This is a genomic window from uncultured Porphyromonas sp. (assembly GCF_905372525.1).
Lineage (GTDB): Bacteria > Bacteroidota > Bacteroidia > Bacteroidales > Porphyromonadaceae > Porphyromonas.
Genome location: NZ_CAJPPN010000036.1, coordinates 1 through 23,236, shown reverse-complemented (window position 1 = coordinate 23,236; position 23,236 = coordinate 1). Strand labels below are relative to the sequence as shown.

Sequence of the window (23,236 nt, the reverse complement as noted above, 5' to 3'; positions counted from 1 at the left end):
GAGCACCTGCCTTACAAGCAGGGGGTCATAGGTTCGAATCCTATTGGGCCCACCATTCATTTTAACAGTTAAGTATGTAGAGTCCTACTGCTCGGGAGAGTGGTAGGACTCACCTTTTTTATCCCCTTGGGACGAGAGGAGCACAGGGGCGAGAGCACTAAGGGTAAAAATAATTGTAACCGAAGGTTAAACTATTTTCCTCCTTGTTTGTCTTAATGGAGCAGGACAGGGAGAGACTTCGGTCGTTCTATGGTTATATAGGTTAGGGATTCTTTTATTATTCTCCCTGTCATGCCTCGTTCGCGGGGCAAGTAGGCTATAGACGACGAAGTTCATCGTGACGACATCGTCACCCGCAGTACAAGACAGGTGTGTGGACTGACTCAAGGGGATCCCCGGGTTGGTCATCGTCGCCCTCATGAGGTCTCGGATCTCATGGGGGCGATTGCTTTCTGGTGGGGGATGCGAGTTCGCTACTGCCCCGTGGGGGTAAGCCCTAGGGGTGGGCTGTACCCAACGCTGTGCGTGAGGGCGAGGGTGGGTTGTTACAATTATTTGTATCTTTCGGGTAGTTTTTGACAGAAAGTGGGCTTGGGTGAGCATACTTCACGATCTTTTCTTCTCGCTTGCCCACCGACCCCGTACTACAGAGCCTCGGGAGTGAGTCATTCTCCCCGCTGAGCCTCTCACTACCCCACCTAGGCCAAGGGCACGGCTGGGGCCTCAACCTTCCTCTCTCCCTCACCCGGCTCTAGGCACTGCGTGGGGGACGATCCAATAATAATAGATACAAAGGAACACTATGAAGAAGATCCATCTAGCCCTCCTCGGGCTATTCACTATCGCAGGACTCGCCAGCTGTAGAGGCAAGACTCCAGCGCCCACCCCACCGACCCCGACCCCCTCGGGAGAGTACATCCAGACAAAGGAGATCATCAAGCTAGACGACCAGGGCACTCCCACAGGGGGTATCCGATACACCTACAATGTCGAGGGCAAGGTAATCAAGGAGCATCCCCTCGGCTACGATGCTACGACAAAGAAGGTGGTAGAGAAAGACTTCCACAAGGTCTTCGTCTATAAGGACGGACTGCTCCGTGAGGAGCAGGGCTACACGCTGAACGGGGGGACGACTCCTGTGCTCAGTAACAAGGTGGTCTACACCTACCAAGGGCGAAAGCTGGTGCTGGAGGAAAGCTACTCTGTAGACCTTGCCACCAAGAGATCCGAACTAGCAGGTCATGTCGAGTACACCTGGGAGGGCGACCGCAAGAAGGAAGCAAAGGTCTTTACCGATAACAAATTCGGTGCCTCGGGGCTCACCCTCACCAAGAAGTATCGCTATGAGAATGGCCTGGAGATCGAGGACTGCTACAAAGCCGATGCCCCCGACATCAAAAGCTTTAGCTACGAGTCTCGCTACGATGCCCAGGGACGCCTGCTGCATCGGGGCTTCAGCCAGTGGAAGCGGGAAGAGGATAATCAGGGGAACTTCACCGGGAAGTACATCGAGCAGGAGCACCATACAACGGTCAACGAGTATGACGCGCGGGGGAACTTCACCAAGGTCACGAGCCAAGTCTCCCTCCGTGGGGTAGCTGAGCCTGCGGACATCCATACCTATACCTATAGCGATCCTGATGCGAAGGGCAACCCTCGTAAGGCCTCGATCACCCATACGACCTCTGACGGGAAGAGCTATTCCCCTAGCTCAGAGACCTACTCCTACACCTACGCTAAGCGGTAGTACCTACGTCCCATCGGACGTCTCAGAGCCCCACCCCATATCCCCGGGAGTGGACTCCGTCAGCGCCGTGACCGAAGCCCTAGGGCTGGTCACGGCGCTGCTGTGTCGGTGGGGTACCCCCGACCTCGTACCGGGGCGAGGGAGGCGAGGCGGGGAGTAGGGGAGACTTGAGCACATGGAGCGGGATGAAGGAGGAGTAAGGGCGGATAGGGCTAGACTGCTATCGCTCTGTGTGGTGGGAGGCAGCTCGGTGTGCAAGAGAGAATGGATACCTTTGCCACAAAAGAAACCCTACAAACAAACGAAGAATATGAAGCAAGTAAAGGCCTATGGCACTCAGGCCGTGAATGCCCCTCTGGTGCCCCTGACGATCCCCCGACGGGAGCTACGCCCCAATGATATAGCGTTCGATATCCTCTACTGTGGTATCTGCCACTCCGATCTGCATACCCTGCGGGGGGACTTCGGTGAGCCCCTCTTCCCCCTTGTGCCTGGGCATGAGATCCTCGGGCGGGTGACGGCTCTGGGAGCTGAGGTTCGGGGCTTCGAGGTAGGCGAACTGGTCGGTGTAGGCTGTATCGTCGGGAGCTGTGGGCAGTGTGATGCCTGCGAGCACGGGCTGGAGCAGTTCTGTGACGAGGGGGTGACCTTCTCCTTCAATGGGCGGGATCGGATCTCCGGAGGCCAGACCTTCGGGGGCTTCTCTCGGAGCTATGTCTGTGAGGATAGGTATGTACTGCACATGCCCTCCTTCGACGATCTACCTATGGCAGCTCCCCTGCTCTGTGCTGGGATCACGGTCTACTCCCCCCTGAGACACTGGCAGGCAGGCCCAGGGACGCATGTGGGTATCCTCGGGATAGGAGGTCTGGGACACCTAGCTGTACGCATCGCCAAGGCTATGGGTGCGGAGGTAACCGTCTTCACGACCTCGCCCTCCAAGGTGGAGGATGCCCATCGCCTCGGTGCTGACCATGCGGTCCTCTCCAGCGACAGCGAGGCGATGAAGGGTCTGCGTGGCCGTCTGGACCTGATCCTCGACACCGTCTCTGCTGGGCACGACGTCAATGGCTATCTCGGGCTCCTGCGCCACGATGGGAGTATGGTCGTCGTGGGGCTCCCAGCCGAACCTCTACAGGTGGCAGCCTACTCCATCGTGCGGGGACGTCGTAGCCTATCAGGCTCTAATATCGGGGGGATCGCCGAGACACAGGAGATGCTGAACTTCTGCTACGAGCATGGTATCGTCGCCGAGGGCGAGGTGCTGCCGATCAGCAGGGTCAATGAGGCGCTGGAGCGTCTGGAGCGAGGCGATGTACGCTATCGCTTCGTCCTCTCGATGGAGGAGCTCTAGCTAAGCCAATCCCTCGCTAGCCCCTTGGGGCAAAGGGGGGGAGCCTTCGCTCCGTCCTATATATAATAATGAGTAGCCACCGACATCGCTCCCTCAGGGAAGGGAGTGAAGTTGGTGGCTCTCTTTTTCGTGAAGCTCTGTGGTCGGGGCGTCGCTGGCTCGCTCTAGCCCTCGCACGCGATGATGACTCCCTCCTCCTGCTGGAGGGTTACTGGAGCTAGGTAGTCCCGTGAGACGATGAGCGCCACGAAGGGGCGCATCTTGGCTCCATGGAGGCTGAAGCCTTCCCTGATTCGATAGGTGAGGGTCAGTCCCCCAGAGGAGTTTCGGATGAGGGATACGGGGATAATCTCCGTTTCGGTACCGGTGGGGGGAAGGGCAATAGGGATTACGAACTCCCGAGACCAGTCGATGGTCGTGGGGGTATGCTCCATGGAGGTCGCCATGCCGAGGTACTTCCCTAGCTCCTCAGCCGTGGTGAGGGTAGAGGGTAGGTTATCGCTCGTGGCGAAGTAGTTCTCTGCCAAGCGGTAGGGGACGATCGAGTCCGTGGTGACGACTCCTGTCGTGGCGGTGCTATCGCTGGCAGTGCTGTCAGTACTCGTGCTCCCGCTCTGTCCCGAGCCACAGGCTACGAGCGCGGCACAGAGGAGGGGAAGGAGGATTAGTTTCTTCATATGCTCTTATTCTAGTTTGTAGTGGAGTATGAGGGGCTCCGCTGAGGGGATCCCCGTGATAATGGAGGGATTATACGTACCTAACGTATGTCCGATAGGGGAGTGTATCCATTGGGGGGTGTCTTCCTCGGGGGAGGCGGAGGGGCATTCTTGCCCAGAGCGAGGACGTGGTGAGGGGAGTAGGGCAGAGGTGCCGATGAGTCTGCCCTCCCCTCATAGCCTACCTAGGAGATCCTTAGCGGTATCTCTGGAGTACGTAGGCCTTAGCCCCCAGTGACAGACATCCGAGAGAGCCCTACGGAGGACATACCGAGACACCCTCAGGGTAGGGAGTGATGTCGGTGGCTATCGTATTAGTGGAGTTCTTTTGCTACGAGCGTGGCTGGCTCGGGTTATCCCTCGCACTCGATCATGATCCCCTCTTCCTGCTGGAGGGTTACTGGGGCTAGATAGTCCCGTGAGACGATGATCGCCACGAAGGGGCGCATCTCGGATCCATGGTGGCTGATACCATGCTTAAGTCGATAAGAGAGGGTTAGCCCCCCAGAGGTGTTTCGGACGAGGGAGACGGGGATAATCTCCATGGAGGAATCGGTCGAGGGGAGGACAATAGGAATCACGAACTCCCGAGACCAGTCAATCGTCGTGGGGGTGTTCCCCATAGAGGTCGCCATGCCGAGGTACTTCTCTTGCTCCTTAGCCGAGGTGATGACGGTGGGTAGGCTATCGCTCGTGGCGAAGTAGTTCTCTGCCAAGCGGTAGGGGACGATTGAGTCCGTGGTGACGACTCCTGCCGTGGCGGTGCTGTCGGTAGCAGTGCTGTCGGTACTTGCGCTCCCGCTCTGTCCCGAGCCACAGGCTATGAGGCTAGTGATGGCAAGAGGGAGTGCGAGGAGGATAAGCTTCTTCATATTCTCTTGATCTTGTTTGTTTGCGAAGGCTCCCCTCCGCCCAGAGCTATACCCTATATAATATACGGAGGAGGTATATCATATAACGTGCCTCATATAGAGGAACGTATCTTAGCCGTAGTCTCTCGTGACTAGGTACTAGCCCCGAGAAATAGACCTAGGAGAGAGCCCTACGGGGGACATACCGAGAGCGGTGTTGTGTACACGCGTGTATACAACAGTGTACACGCGTGTACACAATGGTATACACACGTGTACACTGTACCCCCCCTTGGGCAGTAGGTATATGCTTGGTATGTCTACAGCTAGGGTGCATATATCGCTCTCCAGAGGTGTCTACCTCCCGACGACTTTAGCCCTTGGCCTCTAGTGATCTCATGCGTCTGTCCTAGGGTGTCGGGGATGTGGGAGGGTGGTGTTTGGAGAAGTGCGTATTTTTACCGAAAATTGTAGCCCAAAAGCCTTGTTACAGTACCCAATAACTCGGGTCAAGGCGAGACAAAGATGAATATAGGCACTATGACAGAAGAGAATAGTAGGGCGGTGGTCCTAGGGGCAGGCGAGAGTGGCGTGGGTGCCGCTCTGCTCTACCAGAGTAGAGGGATCCCCGTCTTCGTATCAGACTATGGTCGGATAGCAGAGAAGTACAAGTCGGAGCTCGAGGAACATGGGATCCCCTACGAAGAGGGGGCACATACCCCAGAGGTCATCCTACGAGCTACCGAGGTCGTCAAGAGCCCCGGCATCCCCGAGAAGGCCCCGATCATGCAGGCCATCCGGGAGCGAGGGATACCCGTCCTCTCCGAGATCGAGCTGGCAGGTCGCTACCTCAGGAGCAAGGTCATCGGCATCACGGGGAGCAATGGCAAGACCACGACGACGATGTGGATACACCATATCCTCTCCGAGGCAGGTATCCGAGTGGGACTCGCGGGGAACGTCGGCTTTAGCCTAGCCCGTCAGGTGATCAGCGAGGATCAGCCCGAGTACTTCGTCGTAGAGCTAAGTAGCTTCCAGCTCGACGACATGCACCGCTTCCGGGTGCATATCGCCCTGCTGATGAATATCACGCCCGACCATCTGGATCGCTATCACTATGACTTCGAGGAGTATGCTTGTGCCAAGATGCGTATCCTACAGAACCAGACGAAGAAGGATGCCTTCATCTACTGGGGCGAGGATGAGTACATCTCTCGCTACGTGATGATGCACCAGCCGATGCCGATGAAGTGTCTGCCCTTCCTGACCTACCCGCAGGTGGGCTCGGCGGCCGACCGCTCAGATGACAATGTGATGCGTCTGCACTTCGATGGCAAGCACTTCGAGATCCCCATCGATCAGCTCGCCCTACAGGGGCCACACAACCTACAGAATGCGATGGCTGCCTCGATCGCAGCCCTACATATCGGGGTCTCCCCCGAGGTGCTCACCCGTGCCCTAAGGGACTTCGTGAACGTACCCCACCGACTAGAGAAGGTCGGGGTGCTCGATGGGGTACGCTACATCAACGACTCCAAGGCCACCAACATCAGCTCTACCTACTATGCCCTACGCACGATGACCACGCCCTATGTGCTCATCCTAGGAGGAGAGGACAAGGGGAACGACTACCTCGACATCACGGAGCAGATCGTCTCGGGGGCACGTGGACTCATCTTCCTGACGACGGACGTGCTGAAGCTCTACCAAGCCTTCCATGGCAAGGTCGAGCACATCGCCTCGGCTCTCTCTATGGAGGAGGCGATAGAGCATGCCCGTGCGATGGCTCAGCCGGGCGATACCGTCCTCCTCTCTCCAGCGTGTGCGAGCTTTGACCTCTTCAAGAGCTACATCCACCGAGGGAACTGCTTCCGTGAGATCGTACAGCGTCTGATCCAGGAGAGCCAGCATGATTAGTACTCCGCCAGCACGAGAGGCCACTCCCCCCGGAGGGGAGCGTCGGTGGTACCAGCGGGTCTTCGATGGGAATGGCTTGCTGTGGGTACTGTACTTCACGTTCATCATTCTCTCGATCTTCACCGTCTCGAGTGCGATCAGCTCGGACTTCTACAAGAGTCTCTCCTCGGGAGGGTTCAACCCGATCGCCAAGCACTGGGTGATGCTCTTCATGGGGGTCTGTACGGCTATCGTCATGAGCTCCCTCCCTGCGAAGTACTATAGGGTACAGGTGCCTTGGTTGCTCCTCTTTGTGGTTCTTGTCCTGACGGGTTGGCTCCTATTCGCAGGGGTCTCTCGCAATGGGGCTGAGCGGTGGATCGACCTCGGCTTTATCACGATCCAGCCCTCGGAGTTCGTGCGCGTGCTCCTCGTACTCTTCGGGGCGCTCACGGCTCAGTGGGCTTATTCTCGTCGCAAGACAGAGTCGCAGAGGGTCCTCCTCTTCTATATCTACTGGATTTTCTTTGGGGTGCTCTGTCTCGTCCTGAGTCTGGGTAATCTCTCCACGGGGCTGATCCTACTCTCCTTCCTCTTTGTCTACTCCTGGGTGCTGAAGGCTCCTCGGCGAGCCCTGCTCCGCTTTGCTGGACTCGGGCTAGGTCTCGGGCTGCTCTTCGTCTTGGCACTCTTCACTCTCCCCGACAGCCTGCTGCCGGGGAGAGCCACGACGTGGCGCAACCGCCTGGAGCGGGCGGTGAGCACCCCCGAGGAACGCTTTCGGATCACGGACGAGAACCGCCAGGAGCAGATGGGGCGTATCGCTATCGCTCGTGGACAGACCCCGCATGGCCCAGGCAAGAGTAAGATCCGAGATACGCTGGCTATGGCCTACTCGGACTACCTCTACGCTATCATCATCGAGGAGTACAGCTTCCTCGGCTTGCTTCTCATCCCTGGCCTCTACCTCTGCTGGATGTATCTAGCCCTGAGGGAGGCGAGGAAGCAGACAAATACCTATAGGAGCAACCTCCTCCGGGGCTTCGGTATCCTCTATCCCATGCAGGCGATCGTCAATATGATCGTCGCCTCGGGGGTCATCAGTACGGGGCAGACCCTACCGCTGCTGAGCTACGGAGGCTCCTCGATCATCGCCGTGAGTATGTCCTTCGGGATCATGATCGGGGCTAGCCGAGTGGACAAGGACAAGCGCCTCAAGCCTACGGAGGCCACGGTGCCCTCCGAGGGGGAGGATCCTACACACAATAAATAGCATATCTATGGTACAGAGAGTCATCATCAGTGGAGGGGGTACCGGTGGTCATATCTTCCCCGCCATCTCCATCGCCGAGGCGCTGAAGCAGCGTTACCCCGGGGTAGAGATCCTCTTCATCGGAGCCGAGGGGCGGATGGAGATGCAGCGTGTCCCTCAGGCAGGCTTCCAGATACGAGGGCTGAAGATACGGGGGCTGGATAGGCATAGGCTCTGGCGCAACGTCGGGGTCATCCGAGACTTCCTCCGTGCATTGGTCACGGCACGGGATATCCTCCGGGAGTTTCGCCCGCAGGTCGTCGTCGGGGTAGGGGGCTATGCGAGTGCTCCGACCCTCAAGGCCGCCCAGAGCCTCGGGATCCCGACCCTGATCCAGGAGCAGAACTCCTATGCAGGGATCACCAATAAGTTCCTCGCGCGTAGGGCGACACGTATCTGTGTCGCCTATCCCGAGATGGAGCGCTTCTTCCCCAAGGACAAGATCGTCCTGACGGGCAATCCCATTCGTCCCATGATCGAGCGTCTCCGGGTGGATCGGGAGGAGGCCTTAGCCTACTTCGGTCTCCCCGCCGATACGAAGCAGGTCGTGCTCGTCGTCGGGGGGAGCCTAGGGGCACGGACGATCAATGAGGCGATCGGCTCACGTCTCCAGGACTGGGAGGCCTCGGGGGTAGCTCTACTCTGGCAGACCGGGGTCGCCTTTGCCACCCGTGCCAAGGAACTCTGCGCAGGCCACTCCTTCCCTCACTGGAGCGATGCCTTCATCCAGCGGATGGATCTAGCCTATGGACTAGCCGACGTCGTGATCTCTCGGGCAGGTGCTAGTGCGATCTCGGAGCTCTGCCTACTCGGCAAGCCGACGATCCTCGTCCCCTCGCCCAATGTGGCCGAGGATCACCAGACGAAGAATGCCCTAGCGCTCTCACTCCGTGGCGCAGCTATCCTCATCCCCGACGCCGATGCTCGGCGAGACCTGACGCCCCGAGCCCTAGCGCTGGTAGCGGACGAACCTGCCCGCCGAGCACTCTCCGAGGAGATCCTTCGGCTGGCTCTACCATCGGCTGCCGACCGGATCGTCGATGAGATAGAGTCTCTAGTCCCCTAGATACCCCCTCGAGCCTCACCTCGGGGCTCTATGGGACTCCATGGGGCTCTTTGGTGAGGCTGTGCGGCATATAGAGTAGCTGTGATACAGTGACTTCGGTGTCGTCCCCCTGCCCCTGATGCCCCCGCCACTTCGGGGCAATTGGGAGGGAAATAAGCCCGAAATAGGGGGGAGAAGCGAAGAATAATCGAGGAGAAGTTTTGGAGAATTCGGAAAAGTCCGTATATTTGCACCCGAATTAGTCTGTGTACCACTTGATTCACAGGCGAACATGTGGAGAAGAGGCGTCTTCTCTCACTACGTAAGATGACAAGCCAATGTAGCTCAGCGGTAGAGCACTTCCTTGGTAAGGAAGAGGTCCCGGGTTCAAGTCCCGGCATCGGCTCACAGGTCAGAGTCGACGTAAGGCAACGCAGAATATTTTCTTAAGAATAGATAGATTTTAGTTATGGCTAAAGAAACATTTAACAGATCGAAACCACACGTAAATATTGGTACGATCGGTCACGTTGACCACGGTAAGACGACCCTTACCGCAGCAATCACGACGGTGCTTGCTAAGAAGGGTCTCTCTGAGCTCCGTTCGTTCGACTCGATCGACAATGCTCCTGAAGAAAAGGAACGTGGGATCACGATCAATACCTCTCACGTAGAGTATGAGACGGCTAACCGTCACTATGCTCACGTGGACTGCCCAGGGCACGCTGACTATGTGAAGAACATGGTCACGGGTGCTGCTCAGATGGACGGTGCTATCATCGTAGTAGCTGCTACGGATGGTCCTATGCCCCAGACTCGTGAGCACGTCCTACTGGCTCGCCAGGTGAACGTCCCCCGTCTCGTTATCTTCATGAACAAGTGCGACATGGTAGATGACGAAGAGATGCTCGAGCTCGTCGAAATGGACATGCGTGAGCTCCTCTCTAGCTACGACTTCGATGGCGACAACACGCCTGTGATCCGTGGTTCTGCCCTTGGTGCGCTCAACGGTGAGCCCCAGTGGGAAGAAAAGGTCATGGAGCTGATGGACGCTGTAGATACCTGGATCCCCCTGCCTCCACGTGACATCGATAAGCCCTTCCTCATGCCTGTCGAAGACGTCTTCTCTATCACGGGTCGTGGTACGGTGGCTACCGGTCGTATCGAGACGGGTGTCATCCACACGGGTGATGAAGTACAGATCATCGGTCTCGGTGCTGAGAACCTCAAGTCTGTCGTCACGGGTGTAGAAATGTTCCGTAAGATCCTCGACGAAGGTCAGGCTGGTGACAACGTCGGTCTGCTCCTGCGTGGTATCGACAAGAACGAGATCAAGCGTGGTATGGTGATCGCTAAGCCCGGTCAGGTAAAGCCTCACTCTCGCTTCAAGGCTTCTGTCTACGTCCTGAAGAAGGAAGAAGGTGGTCGTCACACTCCATTCCACAACAAGTATCGCCCCCAGTTCTATATCCGTACGCTCGACGTAACGGGTGAGATCACTCTGCCCGAAGGCGTAGAAATGGTGATGCCTGGTGACAACGTAGAGATCACGGTCGAACTCATCTACCCAGTAGCCTGCAACGTAGGTCTTCGCTTCGCTATCCGTGAAGGTGGCCGTACGGTTGGTTCGGGTCAGATCACCGAGATCCTCGACTAATCACATACCTCAGATGGGTGAGGCAATACGCGTTGCCTCACCCATCTAGTCTACGGGTTTAGCTCAGTTGGTAGAGCACTGGTCTCCAAAACCAGGTGTCGGGAGTTCGAGTCTCTCAACCCGTGCAAGAGAAAAAGAACGATAATGAGTTTCCTCAATAAAGTAAGAGTCGCTTGCCGCGACTCATACACCGAGCTAACACAGAAGGTGAGCTGGCCTACGCGCTCAGAGCTCACCAATAGTGCTGTGGTGGTGTTGATTGCTTCCCTTATCATCGCCGCAGTCGTGCTCGTTATGGACAAGACCTTTGAGCTCAGCCTGAGCACTGTGTATCGTTATATCGCAGGTGCCTAGGCTGGATGCCCGTAGCGTCCTCGTCCCTCCCCCCTTGGTGAAGAATAACCATTATGACTGAAGTAGCAGAAAAGAGATTCTATGTGCTCCGCGCCGTCAGTGGCAAGGAGGAGAAGGTGCGTGAGCAGCTAGAGGCCGAGATGCGGAACTCTAGCCTCGGTCAGTATGTCTCTCGGGTCATCATCCCCACGGAGAAGATCGTTACTCAGCGTGCTGGCAAGAAGGTCATCAAGGAGCGTCCCTATCTCCCTGGCTACGTGCTGGTGGAGGCCGTCCTCGTGGGCGACGTAGCACACACGCTGCGCAACCTACCGAACGTGATCGGCTTCCTCGGTGGCAAGCGAGGGGGAGAGCCCGAGCCCCTCAAGCACTCAGAGGTCGAGCGCATCCTAGGTCGAGCAGACCAGATGGCAGACTCTGAGGGTATCTATGACCTAGAGCTCTTCGTGGGTGATGTCGTACGTATCATCGATGGTGCGTTCGCTAACTACGAGGCCTCTGTGGAGGAGGTAACTCCCGAGAAGCAGAAGCTCCGGGTGATGGTCAAGATGTTCGGACGCAAGACGCCGTTGGAACTCAGTTATTCGCAGGTGGTCAAGGAATAGGCTGGTTACGCAGACTATTCTTTTACTGCATTATGTAAGTGTGTAACACTCAAGATTCAAGACAATGGCTAAGGAAGTTGCTGGACAACTAAAATTGCAAATTAAGGGTGGGGCAGCAAACCCCTCACCTCCCGTAGGGCCCGCACTGGGTGCTAAGGGGATCAATATAATGGAGTTTTGCAAGCAATTCAACGCCAGGACTCAAGACCAGGCTGGTAAGGTGCTCCCAGTGGTGATCACCTACTACGCTGATAAGTCTTTTGATTTCATCGTTAAGACCCCCCCCGTAGCCGTACAGCTCAAGGAGGTAGCCAAGCTCAAGAGTGGCTCCGCCCAGCCCAACCGTAACAAGGTGGCTGAGCTAACGTGGGATCAGGTTCGCGCGATTGCACAGGACAAGATCGTAGACCTCAACTGCTTCACTGTCGAAGCTGCGATGAAGATCGTGGCTGGTACGGCACGCAGCATGGGTATCACAGTAAAGGGCGAATTCCCCGGTAACTAATACATCAAGCAAAGATGAGTAAACTTACGAAAAAGCAGAAGATCGCTTTTAGCAAGCTCGAGCCCGGGAAGACGTATTCACTCAAGGAAGCAGCAGCTCTCGTCAAGGAGATTACCGATACGAAGTTCGACGCCTCTGTAGACGTGGATGTCCGCCTCGGTGTCGATCCTCGCAAGGCAAATCAAATGGTCCGTGGTGTCGTTACTCTCCCTCACGGGACGGGTAAGCAGGTACGCGTGCTTGCACTCTGTACTCCCGACAAGGAAGCCGAAGCTCAGGCTGCTGGCGCTGACTATGTCGGACTAGACGAATATATCGAGAAGATCCGTGGTGGCTGGACTGAGATCGATGTGATCATCACGATGCCTGCTATCATGGGTAAGATCGGTGCTCTAGGGCGCGTCCTCGGTCCTCGTGGTCTGATGCCTAACCCCAAGAGCGGTACGGTGACCAACGATGTCGCTGCAGCGGTCAAGGAGGTTAAGTCGGGTAAGATCGACTTCAAGGTCGATAAGACGGGTATCGTACATACCTCGATCGGTAAGGTCTCCTTCACCCCCGAACAGATCTACGACAATGCGCACGAGATCATCTCTACGCTCATTCGTCTCAAGCCCACCGCGGCCAAGGGGACTTATGTCAAGAGCATCTACCTCTCCAGCACTATGAGCCCAAGTATCAAGATCGATCCTAAGTCAGTAGAAGAATAATCAAGGAAGAAATCATGAGAAAGGAAAATAAAGGAGTCGTAGTCGAGCAGCTCAAGGGCTTCCTCAGCGAATACCCACACTTCTACCTGACCAACATCGAGGGCCTCGATGCAGCCAAGACGGCTCAGCTCCGTCGTGCTTGCAACAAGGGCGGTATCAAGCTCGTCGTAGCTAAGAATACGCTCCTGAGAAAGGCTCTCTCCGAGGCAGAGGTAGACTTCGCTACGCTGTACTCAGCGCTCAAGGGCAATACCGCGGTCATGTTCACCACGGTCGCTAACGCCCCAGCGAAGATCATCAAGGACTTCGCCAAGGACAAGAAGGAAGAGTCTAAGCTTCGCCTAAAGGCCGCCTACGCAGAGACGGGCTTCTATGGCGCAGACCAGCTCGCAGAGCTCGTAGCTATCAAGAGCAAGGAAGAGCTCATCGCAGACGTCGTCGCACTGCTGCAGTCTCCTATCCGCAACGTCCTCTCCGCCCTGGAGAACAAGGATGCCGAGAAGGAAGCAGCCGTAGCAGATGCCCCTGCAGAGTAAAGCCCCTAGTAGAAAACAAGAACAACAACAAACGAAATAATCAATCGACATGGCAGATATCAAAGCAATTGCCGAACAGCTTGTAAACCTGACGGTAAAGGAAGTAAGCGAACTCGCAGCTATCCTCAAGGATGAGTACGGAATCGAACCAGCAGCTGCAGCTGTTGTCGTAGCAGGCCCCGCTGAAGGTGCTCAGGAAGAGGAAAAGACCTCCTTCGATGTCATCCTCAAGAGCCCCGGTGCGGCTAAGCTTCAGGTCGTCAAGGCTGTCAAGGAACACTGCGGTCTGGGTCTGAAGGAAGCAAAGGACATCGTAGACGCTGCTCCTGCACCCGTCAAGGAAGGTGTAGACAAGGCTACTGCTGAGGCTCTCAAGAAGGCTCTTGAGGAAGCTGGCGCCGAAGTTGAACTTAAGTAAACTTCCACTATAACGCCTGTAATCAGGTGTTTATGGTTAAGATCCCCCGACGAGGGGGGTCTTAACCATTTCGTGTCTAAACACAACGAACCCGTCCCCTTATCACCTCAAGCAATAAAATAGATGGCCGCCAATCCACAACCACGGAGGATCAACTTCGCTTCGATCAAGAACCCGCTGGACTTCCCGGACTTCCTAGAGGTACAGCTGAAGTCCTTCCGCGATTTCTTCCAGCTCGACACTGCTACGGAGTCTCGTCGTTCGGAGGGTCTCTACCGTGTATTCAATGAGAACTTCCCCATAGCAGATACCCGGAACAACTTCGTCCTCGAGTTCCTCGACTACTATGTCGATCCTCCCAAGTATACCATAGAGGAATGCTTCAGCCGGGGTCTGACCTATAGTGTCCCCCTGAAGGCTAAGCTCAAGCTCTCATGTACGGATCCCGACCATGAAGACTTCAGCACCGTGGTGCAGGATGTCTTCCTCGGCTATATCCCCTACATGACCGAGTCGGGTACGTTCGTCATCAATGGGGCGGAGCGTGTGGTCGTCTCGCAGCTCCACCGCTCGCCTGGGGTGTTCTTTGGGACGAGTACACACACCAACGGCTCTCAGCTCTACTCGGCACGTATCATCCCCTTCAAGGGCTCCTGGATCGAGTTCGCTACTGACATCAACAATGTCATGTATGCCTACATCGATCGTAAGAAGAAGCTCCCCGTCACTACCCTCCTGCGTGCCATCGGCTTCGAGTCGGATAAGCAGATCCTTGACCTCTTTGACCTATCCGAGGAGATCAAGGTCACCCGTGCCAACCTAGAGAAGAATATCGGTCGCCGTCTAGCCGGACGTGTGACCAAGACCTATATCGATGACCTCAGTGATGAGGACACGGGCGAGGTGGTATCCATGGAGCGTATCTCTGTGCTCGTCGAGCGCGAGGCCGAGATCACCGAGGACAATATCGACCTGATCCTAGAGTCCAGCAACAAGACGATCCTCCTGCACAAGGAGAAGACGGAGGAGTCCCTGGACTACACCCTGATCTTCAATACCCTACAGAAAGACCCCTGCAACTCGGAGCACGATGCCCTCTACTACATCTACCGTCAGCTCCGTAATGCTGACCCTGCGGATGAGGCAAATGCTCGTGAGGTGCTGACCAACCTCTTCTTCTCTGATAAGCGCTATGACCTCGGTGAGGTAGGACGCTACCGGATCAATAAGAAGCTCGGCCTGGACATCGACCCCGATATCCGCGTCCTGACCAATGAGGACATCGTGGCGATCATCAAGTACCTCGTCGGGCTCGTGAACTCCAAGGAGGTCGTGGACGACATCGACCACCTCTCCAACCGCCGTGTCCGTACCGTCGGGGAGCAGCTCTACAACCAGTTTGGCGTAGGGCTAGCCCGTATGGCTCGTACGGTACGTGAGCGTATGAACGTCCGTGACAACGAGGTCTTCGTGCCCACGGATCTGATCAATGCCAAGGCCCTCTCCTCGGTCGTGAACTCCTTCTTTGGGACCAATGCCCTCTCACAGTTCATGGACCAGACGAACCCCCTGGCTGAGATTACCCACAAGCGTCGTCTCTCCGCTCTCGGCCCTGGCGGTCTGTCCCGTGAGCGTGCTGGCTTCGAGGTGCGAGACGTACACTATACCCACTATGGCCGTCTCTGTCCTATTGAGACGCCTGAAGGACCAAACATCGGTCTGATCTCCTCCCTCTGTGTCTATGCCAAGATCAATAGCCTTGGCTTCATCGCTACTCCTTATCGTCTGGTGAAGGATGGCCGTGTGGACTTCTCCGAGGAAGGACTACAATACTATACCGCAGAGGAGGAAGAAGAGCTCGTCGTCGCTCAGGGGAATGCCCCGCTAGATGACGATGGACGCTTCATCCGTGATGCGGTCAAGGCTCGTAAGGAAGCCGACTTCCCCGTTGTATCTCCTAGCGAGGTACAGCTCATGGACGTTGCTCCTACACAGATCGCTTCCATCGCAGCCTCTCTGATCCCATTCCTCGAGCACGATGACGCTAACCGTGCCCTCATGGGATCGAACATGATGCGTCAGGCTGTTCCCCTCCTTCGCCCCGAAGCTCCTATCGTAGGTACGGGTATTGAGGGTCAGCTGGTGCGTGACTCTCGTACGCAGATCGTAGCTGAGCGTACCGGTGAAGTTGTCTTCGTCGATGCGACCTGCATTAAGATCCGCTATGATCGTACCGAGGATGAGGTCTTCGTTAGCTTCGAGGATCCCATCACGACCTACAACCTCCCCAAGTTCCGCAAGACAAACCAGAGCACTACGATCGACCTGCGCCCCATCTGTTTCAAGGGGCAGCGTGTCGAGGCTGGGGATATCCTCACCGAAGGGTATTCCACACAGGCTGGTGAGCTCGCCCTGGGGCGTAACGTCCAGGTGGCTTACATGCCTTGGAAGGGATACAACTATGAGGATGCTATTGTGCTCAACGAGCGCCTTGTCCGCGAAGACTTCTTCACCTCAGTCCACGTAGACGAGTATACGCTGGAGGTGCGTGAGACGAAGCGTGGTATGGAAGAGCTCACGAGCGACATCCCGAACGTCGGGGAGGATGCAACGAAGAACCTCGACGAGAATGGTATCATCCGTATCGGGGCTCGTGTGAACCCAGGCGATATCCTGATCGGTAAGATCACGCCAAAGGGTGAGTCCGATCCTACTCCAGAAGAGAAGCTCCTTCGTGCTATCTTCGGCGATAAGGCTGGGGACGTCAAGGATGCCTCGCTCAAGGCTACCCCTTCGCTCCGTGGGGTCGTCATCGATACCAAGCTCTACTCCAAGGCTCCGAAGAAGAACCGTACCGAGCTCAAGGAAGCTGTCGCCCAGCTTGACGAGAAGGGCGAACGTCGGCAGGCTGAGCTTCGTGATCGCTTCATCGATCGCCTCTTCAAGCTTTGCTCCGGCAAGACATGTAAGAACAGCGTCAAGGACTTCCTCGGCGTAGAGAAGATCCGCAAGGGCACGAAGTTCACCCGCACCGAGCTAGAGGCTCTCAACTACAACGAGATTACCTACTCGGGCTGGACGGGCAACGAACATACCGACAAGCTCATCACCGAGATCATCGCCAACTACCTGAAGAAGTCGAAGGAGTACGACTCCGAGCTCCGTCGTCGTAAGCTTGATGAGACGATGGGAGACGAGCTCCCCTCTGGTATCATCCAGATGGCCAAGGTCTACATCGCCAAGAAGCGTAAGATCCAGGTAGGGGACAAGATGGCCGGTCGCCACGGTAATAAGGGTATTGTCTCTAAGGTTGTCCGCCAGGAGGATATGCCTTTCCTCGCCGACGGTACGCCTGTAGACCTCTGTCTGAACCCTCTAGGGGTGCCTTCGCGAATGAACCTCGGTCAGATCTTCGAGGCTGTCCTTGCTTGGGCTGGCCGACGTCTGGACTGCAAGTTCGCTACTCCTATCTTTGACGGGGCTTCCCTCGATGATATGAACGAATGGACGGACAAGGCAGGGCTTCCTCGCAACGGTAAGACCTACCTCTTCGACGGTGGTACGGGTGAGCAGTTTGACCAGCCTGCTACGGTGGGGGTCACCTACTTCCTCAAGCTCGGTCACATGGTCGATGACAAGATGCACGCACGCTCTATCGGCCCGTACTCTCTGATCACGCAGCAGCCTCTCGGCGGTAAGGCACAGCATGGTGGTCAGCGCTTCGGGGAGATGGAAGTCTGGGCTCTCGAGGCCTTCGGCGCGTCACATATCCTACAGGAGATCCTCACGATCAAGTCTGACGACGTCCACGGACGCTCCAAGGCCTACGAAGCGATCGTGAAGGGAGACCCAATGCCTACGCCAGGCATCCCTGAGTCGCTCAACGTGCTGCTGAACGAACTCAAGGGGCTGGGCCTAAGCTTCTCGCTTGACTAAGATTCCGAATGGGCTCTACTTACCCTGTCCTCCACGGAGACGCTCCGAGGGGACAGGGTGGGGTAGGGCTACTGATAATACTCATTTCTCCCCTCTCTAGCTGGTTCCCCCCGATAGGTGCCCTAGAACCGAGAGATAACGATTCATTCCCCCAGCTTGATTATGGCTTTCAAGAAAGACAACAAGATAAAGAGTAATTTCTCCCAGATTCGGATTTCTCTGGCCTCCCCAGAGGAGATCTTAGAGAACTCAAGCGGTGAGGTGCTCAAGCCCGAGACCGTCAACTACCGTACCTACAAGCCCGAGCGTGATGGGCTCTTCTGCGAGCGCATCTTCGGTCCTGTGAAGGACTTCGAGTGCCACTGCGGTAAGTACAAGCGTATCCGCTATCGGGGCATCGTCTGCGACCGATGTGGTGTGGAGGTCACGGAGAAGAAAGTGCGTCGTGAGCGCATGGGACACATCAAGCTCGAGGTGCCCATTGCCCACGTCTGGTACTTCCGTTCGCTACCGAACAAGATGGGCTACCTCCTTGGTCTTTCCACCAAGAAGCTCGAGTCCATTATCTACTATGAGCGCTATGTCCTCATTCAACCTGGGGTACTCGCTGCTCGTATCAACGAAGACCTCATCAAGGAGTCCGCGGCCAAGTCCCTAGAGAAGGACCCCAACCCCGTCTTCACCGAGGAGCAGTACCTTGACTACCTCGATTACCTTGATCAGGAATACCCAGGTAACGCACAGCTCGAGGATACCGACCCCGAGAAGTTCATCTGCAAGACTGGGGCAGAGGCGATCTATGATATGCTCGCTCGCCTTGACCTCGACGCTCTCTCCTACGAGCTCCGTCACAAGGCCAGCACCGATGGCTCACAGCAGCGCAAGAACGAAGCCCTCAAGCGCCTACAGGTCGTAGAGAGCTTCCGTGCCTCCAAGGACATCAACCGCCCCGAGTGGATGATCATGAAGGTCCTCCCCGTCATCCCACCCGATCTGCGCCCACTCGTCCCTCTGGATGGTGGCCGCTTCGCTACGTCTGACCTCAACGACCTCTATCGTCGTGTGATCATCCGTAACAACCGCCTCAAGCGCATGATCGAGATCAAGGCGCCCGAGGTCATCCTTCGCAACGAGAAGCGCATGCTCCAGGAGGCCGTCGACTCGCTCTTCGACAACTCCCGCAAGTCTAGCGCCGTACGCTCGGACAACAACCGCCCGCTCAAGTCCCTCTCGGATAGCCTGAAGGGGAAGCAGGGACGCTTCCGTCAGAACCTCCTCGGGAAGCGTGTAGACTACTCCGCCCGCTCCGTCATCGTCGTAGGCCCAGAGCTGAAGATGCACGAGTGCGGTCTGCCTAAGTACATGGCAGCTGAGCTCTACAAGCCCTTTATCATCCGTAAGCTCATCGAGCGCGGTATCGTCAAGACCGTCAAGAGCGCCAAGAAGGTCGTCGACCGCAAGGATCCCGTCGTCTGGGACATCCTCGAGCATGTGATGAAGGGACACCCCGTGCTCCTGAACCGTGCTCCTACCCTACACCGACTCGGTATCCAGGCCTTCCAGCCAAAGATGATCGAGGGTAAGGCTATCCAGCTCCATCCGCTATCTTGTACGGCCTTCAACGCTGACTTCGATGGTGACCAGATGGCTGTCCACCTCCCCCTCGGCAACGAAGCTATCCTCGAGGCACAGATGCTCATGCTCGCCTCGCACAACATCCTCAACCCTGCCAATGGTGCGCCGATTACCGTCCCCTCTCAGGACATGGTGCTCGGGCTCTACTATATCACCAAGCTCCGCCCCGGGGCTAAGGGGAGTGGCTATACCTTCTATGGTGTAGAAGAGGCTACCATTGCCTACAACGAAGGTAAGATTGACCTCCACGCTCCAATTAAGGTTTATGTGGACGACATGAAGGATGGCGAGCCCATCCGTCACATGGTCGATACCTCGATGGGGCGCCTCCTCGTCAATGAATACGTGCCCAAGGAAGTCGGCTACGTGAACGAAGTCCTCGGTAAGAAGTCCCTCCGTGACATCATCGGTCGTGTGATCAAGATCAGCGGTGTGGCTACGACGGCACAGTTCCTCGACGACATCAAGAACCTCGGGTACTACATGGCCTTCAAGGGCGGGCTGTCCTTCAACCTCGGTGACGTCATCATCCCAGAGGAGAAGGCTAAGCTGATCGCCGAAGGGTACGAGGCTGTCGATGAGATCATGATGAACTATAGCGGTGGGTTCATTACGAACAACGAACGCTACAATCAGATCATCGACACCTGGACGCATGTCAATAGCCAGCTCACCGGTATCCTGATGAAGCACCTGAGCGAAGACAATCAGGGCTTCAACTCCGTCTTCATGATGATGGACTCTGGGGCTCGTGGTTCGAAGGAACAGATCCGTCAGCTCTCCGGTATCCGTGGTCTGATGGCCAAGCCTCAGAAGAGCGGGAGCGAAGGGGGACAGATCATCGAGAACCCAATTCTCTCCAACTTCAAGGAAGGGCTCTCCGTGCTCGAGTACTTCATCTCTACCCACGGTGCTCGTAAGGGGCTTGCCGATACCGCTCTGAAGACTGCCGACGCAGGGTACCTCACCCGTCGTCTCGTAGACGTCTCTCAGGACGTGATCGTGACCGAGGAGGACTGTGGTACACTCCGTGGTCTCGTCGCTACCGAACTCACCAAGGAGGACAACGATGACGAAGTCGTCGCTACCCTCTATGAGCGCATCCTCGGACGTGTCTCTGTCCACGACATCATCCACCCCTCTACGGGTGAGGTCATCGTCCGTGCCGGCGAAGAGATCCGCGAGGCTGCTGCCGAGCTCATCCAGGCTTCGCCTATCGAGCAGGTCGAGATCCGCTCGGTGCTCACCTGCGAGTCCAAGAAGGGCGTCTGCGCCAAGTGCTATGGTCGTAACCTCGCTACCAACATCCTCGTCCAGAAGGGTGAGGTCGTCGGTGTCATCGCCGCTCAGTCCATCGGGGAGCCGGGTACGCAGCTTACGCTCCGTACGTTCCACGTCGGGGGGGTTGCTTCGAACGTCGCTACCCGCAATAGCGTCGCTGCCAAGTACGATGGTGTCGTGACCTTCGATGACCTTCGTGTCGCCGAGGTCGCAGGACAGGATGGCGAGGCTACGCAGAAGATCGTCGTCAGCCGAATGACTGAGCTCAAGATCTCTGACAAGAACACCAAGATCGTCCTTCGCTCCGTCAAGGTACCCTATGGGGCTAAGCTCTTCTTCGACGAAGGGCAGGAGGTCAAGAAGGGGGAAACACTCTTCGAGTTCGACCCCTTCAACGCCCTCATCATCTCCGAAGCCTCGGGTAAGGTCGTCTTCGATAACCTCATCGAGGGCTCTACCTACCGTGTCGAGTCGGATGAAGCCTCTGGTCTCAAGGAGATGATCATCATCGAGTCCAAGGACCGTAACCTCGTCCCAGGTATCCACATCGAGGATGAGAACGGCAATATCATCCGTAACTACAACCTCCCGCTCGGTGCTCACATCGTGCAGGACAACCACAAGGACATCAAGGTCGGGGAAACCCTCGCCAAGATCCCTCGCTCCATGAGCAAGGCGGGTGACATCACGGGGGGGCTTCCTCGTGTGACCGAGCTCTTCGAGGCTCGTAACCCTTCCAATCCTGCTGTCGTAGCAGAGGTCGATGGGGTAGTCTCCTTCGGTAAGAGCCTCAAGCGCGGTAACCGTGAGGTCATCGTCACGACCAAGCTCGGTGCCGAACGTAAGTACCTCGTCCCCACCTCCAAGCAGATCCTCGTCCAGGAGGGTGACTCCGTCTATGCGGGTATGCCTCTCTCCGATGGTGCGATCACGCCTACGGACATCCTAGAGATCAAGGGGCCCACGGCTGTCCAGGAGTACATCGTGAACGAAGTACAGGACGTCTACCGCCTACAGGGTGTGAAGATCAACGATAAGCACTTCGAGGTCATCGTACGCCAGATGATGCGCAAGGTAGAGATCCTCGATCCAGGGGATACGCTCTTCCTCGAGCAGCAGGTCGTCGATAAGCTTGAGGTCATGGAGGAGAACGACCGCCTGTGGGGCAAGGTCGTGGTCACCGACGCTGGCGACTCCGATACGCTCAGCCCAGGGCAGATCGTCACACTGCGTAAGCTCCGTGATGAGAATAGCTCCCTCAAGCGCCGTGACCTCCGCACCGTAGAGGTACGCGAAGCCAAGCCTGCGACAGCTCGCCAGATCCTCCAGGGGATTACACGTGCAGCCCTACAGACGAAGAGCTTCATGTCCGCCGCCTCCTTCCAGGAGACCACGAAGGTGCTCAACGATGCCGCCATCAATGGTAAGGTCGATACCCTCGAGGGACTCAAGGAGAATGTCATCTGTGGTCACCTGATCCCAGCTGGTACAGGTCTGCGTGAGTACAAGCGCCTCGTAGTCATGCCCAAGAGTGAGCACGAGAAGGCGCTCGCCGCCTCGGCCTCCTTCGACGACGAAGCTACCGACAGCCTCAGTGTAGCCGGCTAAGCCCGCTTACATCCAATAAAAGCCCCACCCCAAGGCGTCAGATGACGCCTTGGGGTGGGGCTTTTCCTTTCTCCCCTTTTGTCCCAGTGATTGGGAGACTGATAGGGAAGGCTTAGTAGAGACAAATCGGGAACTCCGATTTTCTCTACTAAGCCTCCCTCCCCCTTCGGGGTAGATACAGGACGTCCCCCGCCCACGCTACGACTCTGTAGCGTGGGCGGGGGACGTCTTTTGTGTAATGGGGTGGGGCACCTTCACTGCTCACCGCCTCCTAAGGGGGTAAAACTTTTCTCTTTTCATTTGACTTTGGCCTCTTTGCTCGGTCTTAGGAGTATAGAGATCGATAAAACGAGAACAAATGAGTAGACTGCAACTAACAGACGAAGCGCTGACTCAGGCACTGGAGGAGTCGCTGGATCAGGGGTTCCTCCTGCTGATGCAGTCCTACAACGAACGTATCTACTGGCATATCCGCCGGCTCGTCGTCGTGCATGAGGACGCCCAAGACGCTAGCCAAGAGACTTGGATCCGTGTCTACCGTGCCCTCGCCAAGCGGGATCGTGAGGCAAGCCTTCGTAGCTGGCTGTACACCATCGCTACAGGCGAAGCCCTCCGATGCCTCGATCGGCGTAGGGAGCCGATGACAGCGCTGGAGGACCTCCTTCCCAGCCAGCAGCCCCTCGACCCCAGCAGTGCGACTGCCCGTGCGGTCAGCGAGGAGGAGATCCTCCTCCGCCTACAGCAAGCCATCCTAAGGCTCCCGCAGAAGCAGCAGCTGGCCTTTAACCTCCGCTACTACGAGGATATGAGCTATGATGAGATCGCCCGAGTGATCGGGAGTAGCCCCAGCAGTGCCAAGGCCAACTATCACTTGGCCAAAGAGAGAATAATGAAGTACCTCAACGAGAATGACTAGGAGTATGGAAGAACTAGATCTGGACAAGCTCCCCCGTCGTATGCCCTACACCGTGCCCGAAGGCACCTTCGACGCCATCGAGCACTCTGTCCTAGAGGCGATAGCCCGTGAGTCGCAGGCCGACCAAGTCGCCCCTATCCCGTCCCTTGTGCCC

At 56.6% G+C, this 23,236-nt stretch carries 17 protein-coding genes and 2 tRNA genes; 17 read left to right on the top strand and 2 right to left on the bottom strand.

The features are described from left to right. Nucleotides 1-802: 802 nt before the first annotated feature. Both QZ170_RS07175 and QZ170_RS07170 read left to right on the top strand, forming a co-directional pair. A complete protein-coding gene (locus QZ170_RS07175; RefSeq protein WP_297179217.1) occupies nt 803-1,747 on the top strand; it encodes a hypothetical protein in 945 nt (314 codons plus the stop codon). Nucleotides 1,748-2,057: 310 nt separating this feature from the next. After that, nucleotides 2,058-3,101: an NAD(P)-dependent alcohol dehydrogenase gene (locus QZ170_RS07170; RefSeq protein ID WP_297179215.1), complete on the top strand. Its 1,044-nt coding sequence runs from the start codon at nt 2,058-2,060 to the stop codon at nt 3,099-3,101. A gap of 164 nt (nt 3,102-3,265) precedes the next feature. On the opposite strand, the gene QZ170_RS07165 is transcribed toward QZ170_RS07170, so the two are convergent. After that, entirely contained in the window at nt 3,266-3,778 is a 513-nt protein-coding gene (locus QZ170_RS07165; protein ID WP_297179213.1) for a hypothetical protein, read from the bottom strand. 392 nt (nt 3,779-4,170) lie between these two features. Beyond that, nucleotides 4,171-4,689 (bottom strand): hypothetical protein, encoded by a 519-nt coding sequence (locus QZ170_RS07160; protein ID WP_297179210.1) that lies wholly within the window; start codon nt 4,687-4,689, stop codon nt 4,171-4,173. A gap of 519 nt (nt 4,690-5,208) precedes the next feature. Between QZ170_RS07160 and murD the strand changes: the two genes are divergently transcribed. From murD to QZ170_RS07085, 15 genes are all read left to right on the top strand, one after another. Beyond that, nucleotides 5,209-6,585 carry a UDP-N-acetylmuramoyl-L-alanine--D-glutamate ligase gene (gene murD, locus QZ170_RS07155; RefSeq protein WP_297179207.1) on the top strand — a complete coding sequence of 459 codons (1,377 nt, stop codon included), beginning with the start codon at nt 5,209-5,211 and terminating at the stop codon, nt 6,583-6,585. Then, complete coding sequence (locus QZ170_RS07150; RefSeq protein WP_297179205.1) at nt 6,578-7,837, top strand: FtsW/RodA/SpoVE family cell cycle protein; 1,260 nt, start codon at nt 6,578-6,580, stop codon at nt 7,835-7,837. Before murD ends, QZ170_RS07150 begins: the two co-directional genes overlap by 8 nt. A gap of 7 nt (nt 7,838-7,844) precedes the next feature. Further along, nucleotides 7,845-8,942 (top strand): undecaprenyldiphospho-muramoylpentapeptide beta-N-acetylglucosaminyltransferase, encoded by a 1,098-nt coding sequence (gene murG, locus QZ170_RS07145; protein ID WP_297179203.1) that lies wholly within the window; start codon nt 7,845-7,847, stop codon nt 8,940-8,942. Between the two features lie 313 nt (nt 8,943-9,255). Beyond that, nucleotides 9,256-9,327 (top strand) — tRNA-Thr (locus QZ170_RS07140). Between the two features lie 63 nt (nt 9,328-9,390). Further along, nucleotides 9,391-10,578 (top strand): elongation factor Tu, encoded by a 1,188-nt coding sequence (gene tuf, locus QZ170_RS07135; protein ID WP_297179200.1) that lies wholly within the window; start codon nt 9,391-9,393, stop codon nt 10,576-10,578. 52 nt (nt 10,579-10,630) lie between these two features. After that, nucleotides 10,631-10,703 (top strand) — tRNA-Trp (locus QZ170_RS07130). A gap of 19 nt (nt 10,704-10,722) precedes the next feature. After that, nucleotides 10,723-10,932 (top strand): preprotein translocase subunit SecE, encoded by a 210-nt coding sequence (gene secE, locus QZ170_RS07125; RefSeq protein ID WP_297179196.1) that lies wholly within the window; start codon nt 10,723-10,725, stop codon nt 10,930-10,932. 53 nt (nt 10,933-10,985) lie between these two features. Then, the gene (nusG, locus tag QZ170_RS07120) at nt 10,986-11,537 is read left to right on the top strand and encodes a transcription termination/antitermination protein NusG (protein ID WP_297179194.1); all 552 of its coding nucleotides are present in this window, start codon (nt 10,986-10,988) and stop codon (nt 11,535-11,537) included. A 64-nt stretch (nt 11,538-11,601) separates the two neighbouring features. Continuing rightward, nucleotides 11,602-12,042, top strand: coding sequence for a 50S ribosomal protein L11 (gene rplK / locus QZ170_RS07115; RefSeq protein ID WP_005468463.1), 441 nt, complete (start codon nt 11,602-11,604; stop codon nt 12,040-12,042). A 14-nt stretch (nt 12,043-12,056) separates the two neighbouring features. Beyond that, nucleotides 12,057-12,752, top strand: coding sequence for a 50S ribosomal protein L1 (rplA, locus tag QZ170_RS07110; protein ID WP_297179188.1), 696 nt, complete (start codon nt 12,057-12,059; stop codon nt 12,750-12,752). A gap of 14 nt (nt 12,753-12,766) precedes the next feature. Continuing rightward, a complete protein-coding gene (rplJ, locus tag QZ170_RS07105; RefSeq protein WP_297179185.1) occupies nt 12,767-13,288 on the top strand; it encodes a 50S ribosomal protein L10 in 522 nt (173 codons plus the stop codon). A gap of 49 nt (nt 13,289-13,337) precedes the next feature. Next, a complete protein-coding gene (rplL, locus tag QZ170_RS07100; RefSeq protein ID WP_297179182.1) occupies nt 13,338-13,706 on the top strand; it encodes a 50S ribosomal protein L7/L12 in 369 nt (122 codons plus the stop codon). A 123-nt stretch (nt 13,707-13,829) separates the two neighbouring features. Next, entirely contained in the window at nt 13,830-17,642 is a 3,813-nt protein-coding gene (rpoB, locus tag QZ170_RS07095) for a DNA-directed RNA polymerase subunit beta (protein ID WP_297179179.1), read from the top strand. Nucleotides 17,643-17,804: 162 nt separating this feature from the next. After that, the gene (gene rpoC, locus QZ170_RS07090; protein WP_297179176.1) at nt 17,805-22,166 is read left to right on the top strand and encodes a DNA-directed RNA polymerase subunit beta'; all 4,362 of its coding nucleotides are present in this window, start codon (nt 17,805-17,807) and stop codon (nt 22,164-22,166) included. 358 nt (nt 22,167-22,524) lie between these two features. Then, nucleotides 22,525-23,082 carry an RNA polymerase sigma factor gene (locus QZ170_RS07085; protein ID WP_297179173.1) on the top strand — a complete coding sequence of 186 codons (558 nt, stop codon included), beginning with the start codon at nt 22,525-22,527 and terminating at the stop codon, nt 23,080-23,082. The last annotated feature ends 154 nt before the right edge of the window (nt 23,083-23,236 follow it).

Coding starts and splice junctions, on each gene's coding strand:
- murD (WP_297179207.1), top strand. CDS start 5,209: ATGACAGAAGAGAATAGTAGGGCGGTGGTCCTAGGGGCAGGCGAGAGT.
- secE (WP_297179196.1), top strand. CDS start 10,723: ATGAGTTTCCTCAATAAAGTAAGAGTCGCTTGCCGCGACTCATACACC.
- rpoC (WP_297179176.1), top strand. CDS start 17,805: ATGGCTTTCAAGAAAGACAACAAGATAAAGAGTAATTTCTCCCAGATT.
- QZ170_RS07170 (WP_297179215.1), top strand. CDS start 2,058: ATGAAGCAAGTAAAGGCCTATGGCACTCAGGCCGTGAATGCCCCTCTG.
- rplA (WP_297179188.1), top strand. CDS start 12,057: ATGAGTAAACTTACGAAAAAGCAGAAGATCGCTTTTAGCAAGCTCGAG.
- rplJ (WP_297179185.1), top strand. CDS start 12,767: ATGAGAAAGGAAAATAAAGGAGTCGTAGTCGAGCAGCTCAAGGGCTTC.
- nusG (WP_297179194.1), top strand. CDS start 10,986: ATGACTGAAGTAGCAGAAAAGAGATTCTATGTGCTCCGCGCCGTCAGT.
- QZ170_RS07150 (WP_297179205.1), top strand. CDS start 6,578: ATGATTAGTACTCCGCCAGCACGAGAGGCCACTCCCCCCGGAGGGGAG.
- tuf (WP_297179200.1), top strand. CDS start 9,391: ATGGCTAAAGAAACATTTAACAGATCGAAACCACACGTAAATATTGGT.
- QZ170_RS07175 (WP_297179217.1), top strand. CDS start 803: ATGAAGAAGATCCATCTAGCCCTCCTCGGGCTATTCACTATCGCAGGA.
- rplL (WP_297179182.1), top strand. CDS start 13,338: ATGGCAGATATCAAAGCAATTGCCGAACAGCTTGTAAACCTGACGGTA.
- rplK (WP_005468463.1), top strand. CDS start 11,602: ATGGCTAAGGAAGTTGCTGGACAACTAAAATTGCAAATTAAGGGTGGG.
- QZ170_RS07085 (WP_297179173.1), top strand. CDS start 22,525: ATGAGTAGACTGCAACTAACAGACGAAGCGCTGACTCAGGCACTGGAG.
- QZ170_RS07165 (WP_297179213.1), bottom strand. CDS start 3,778: ATGAAGAAACTAATCCTCCTTCCCCTCCTCTGTGCCGCGCTCGTAGCC.
- QZ170_RS07160 (WP_297179210.1), bottom strand. CDS start 4,689: ATGAAGAAGCTTATCCTCCTCGCACTCCCTCTTGCCATCACTAGCCTC.
- rpoB (WP_297179179.1), top strand. CDS start 13,830: ATGGCCGCCAATCCACAACCACGGAGGATCAACTTCGCTTCGATCAAG.
- murG (WP_297179203.1), top strand. CDS start 7,845: ATGGTACAGAGAGTCATCATCAGTGGAGGGGGTACCGGTGGTCATATC.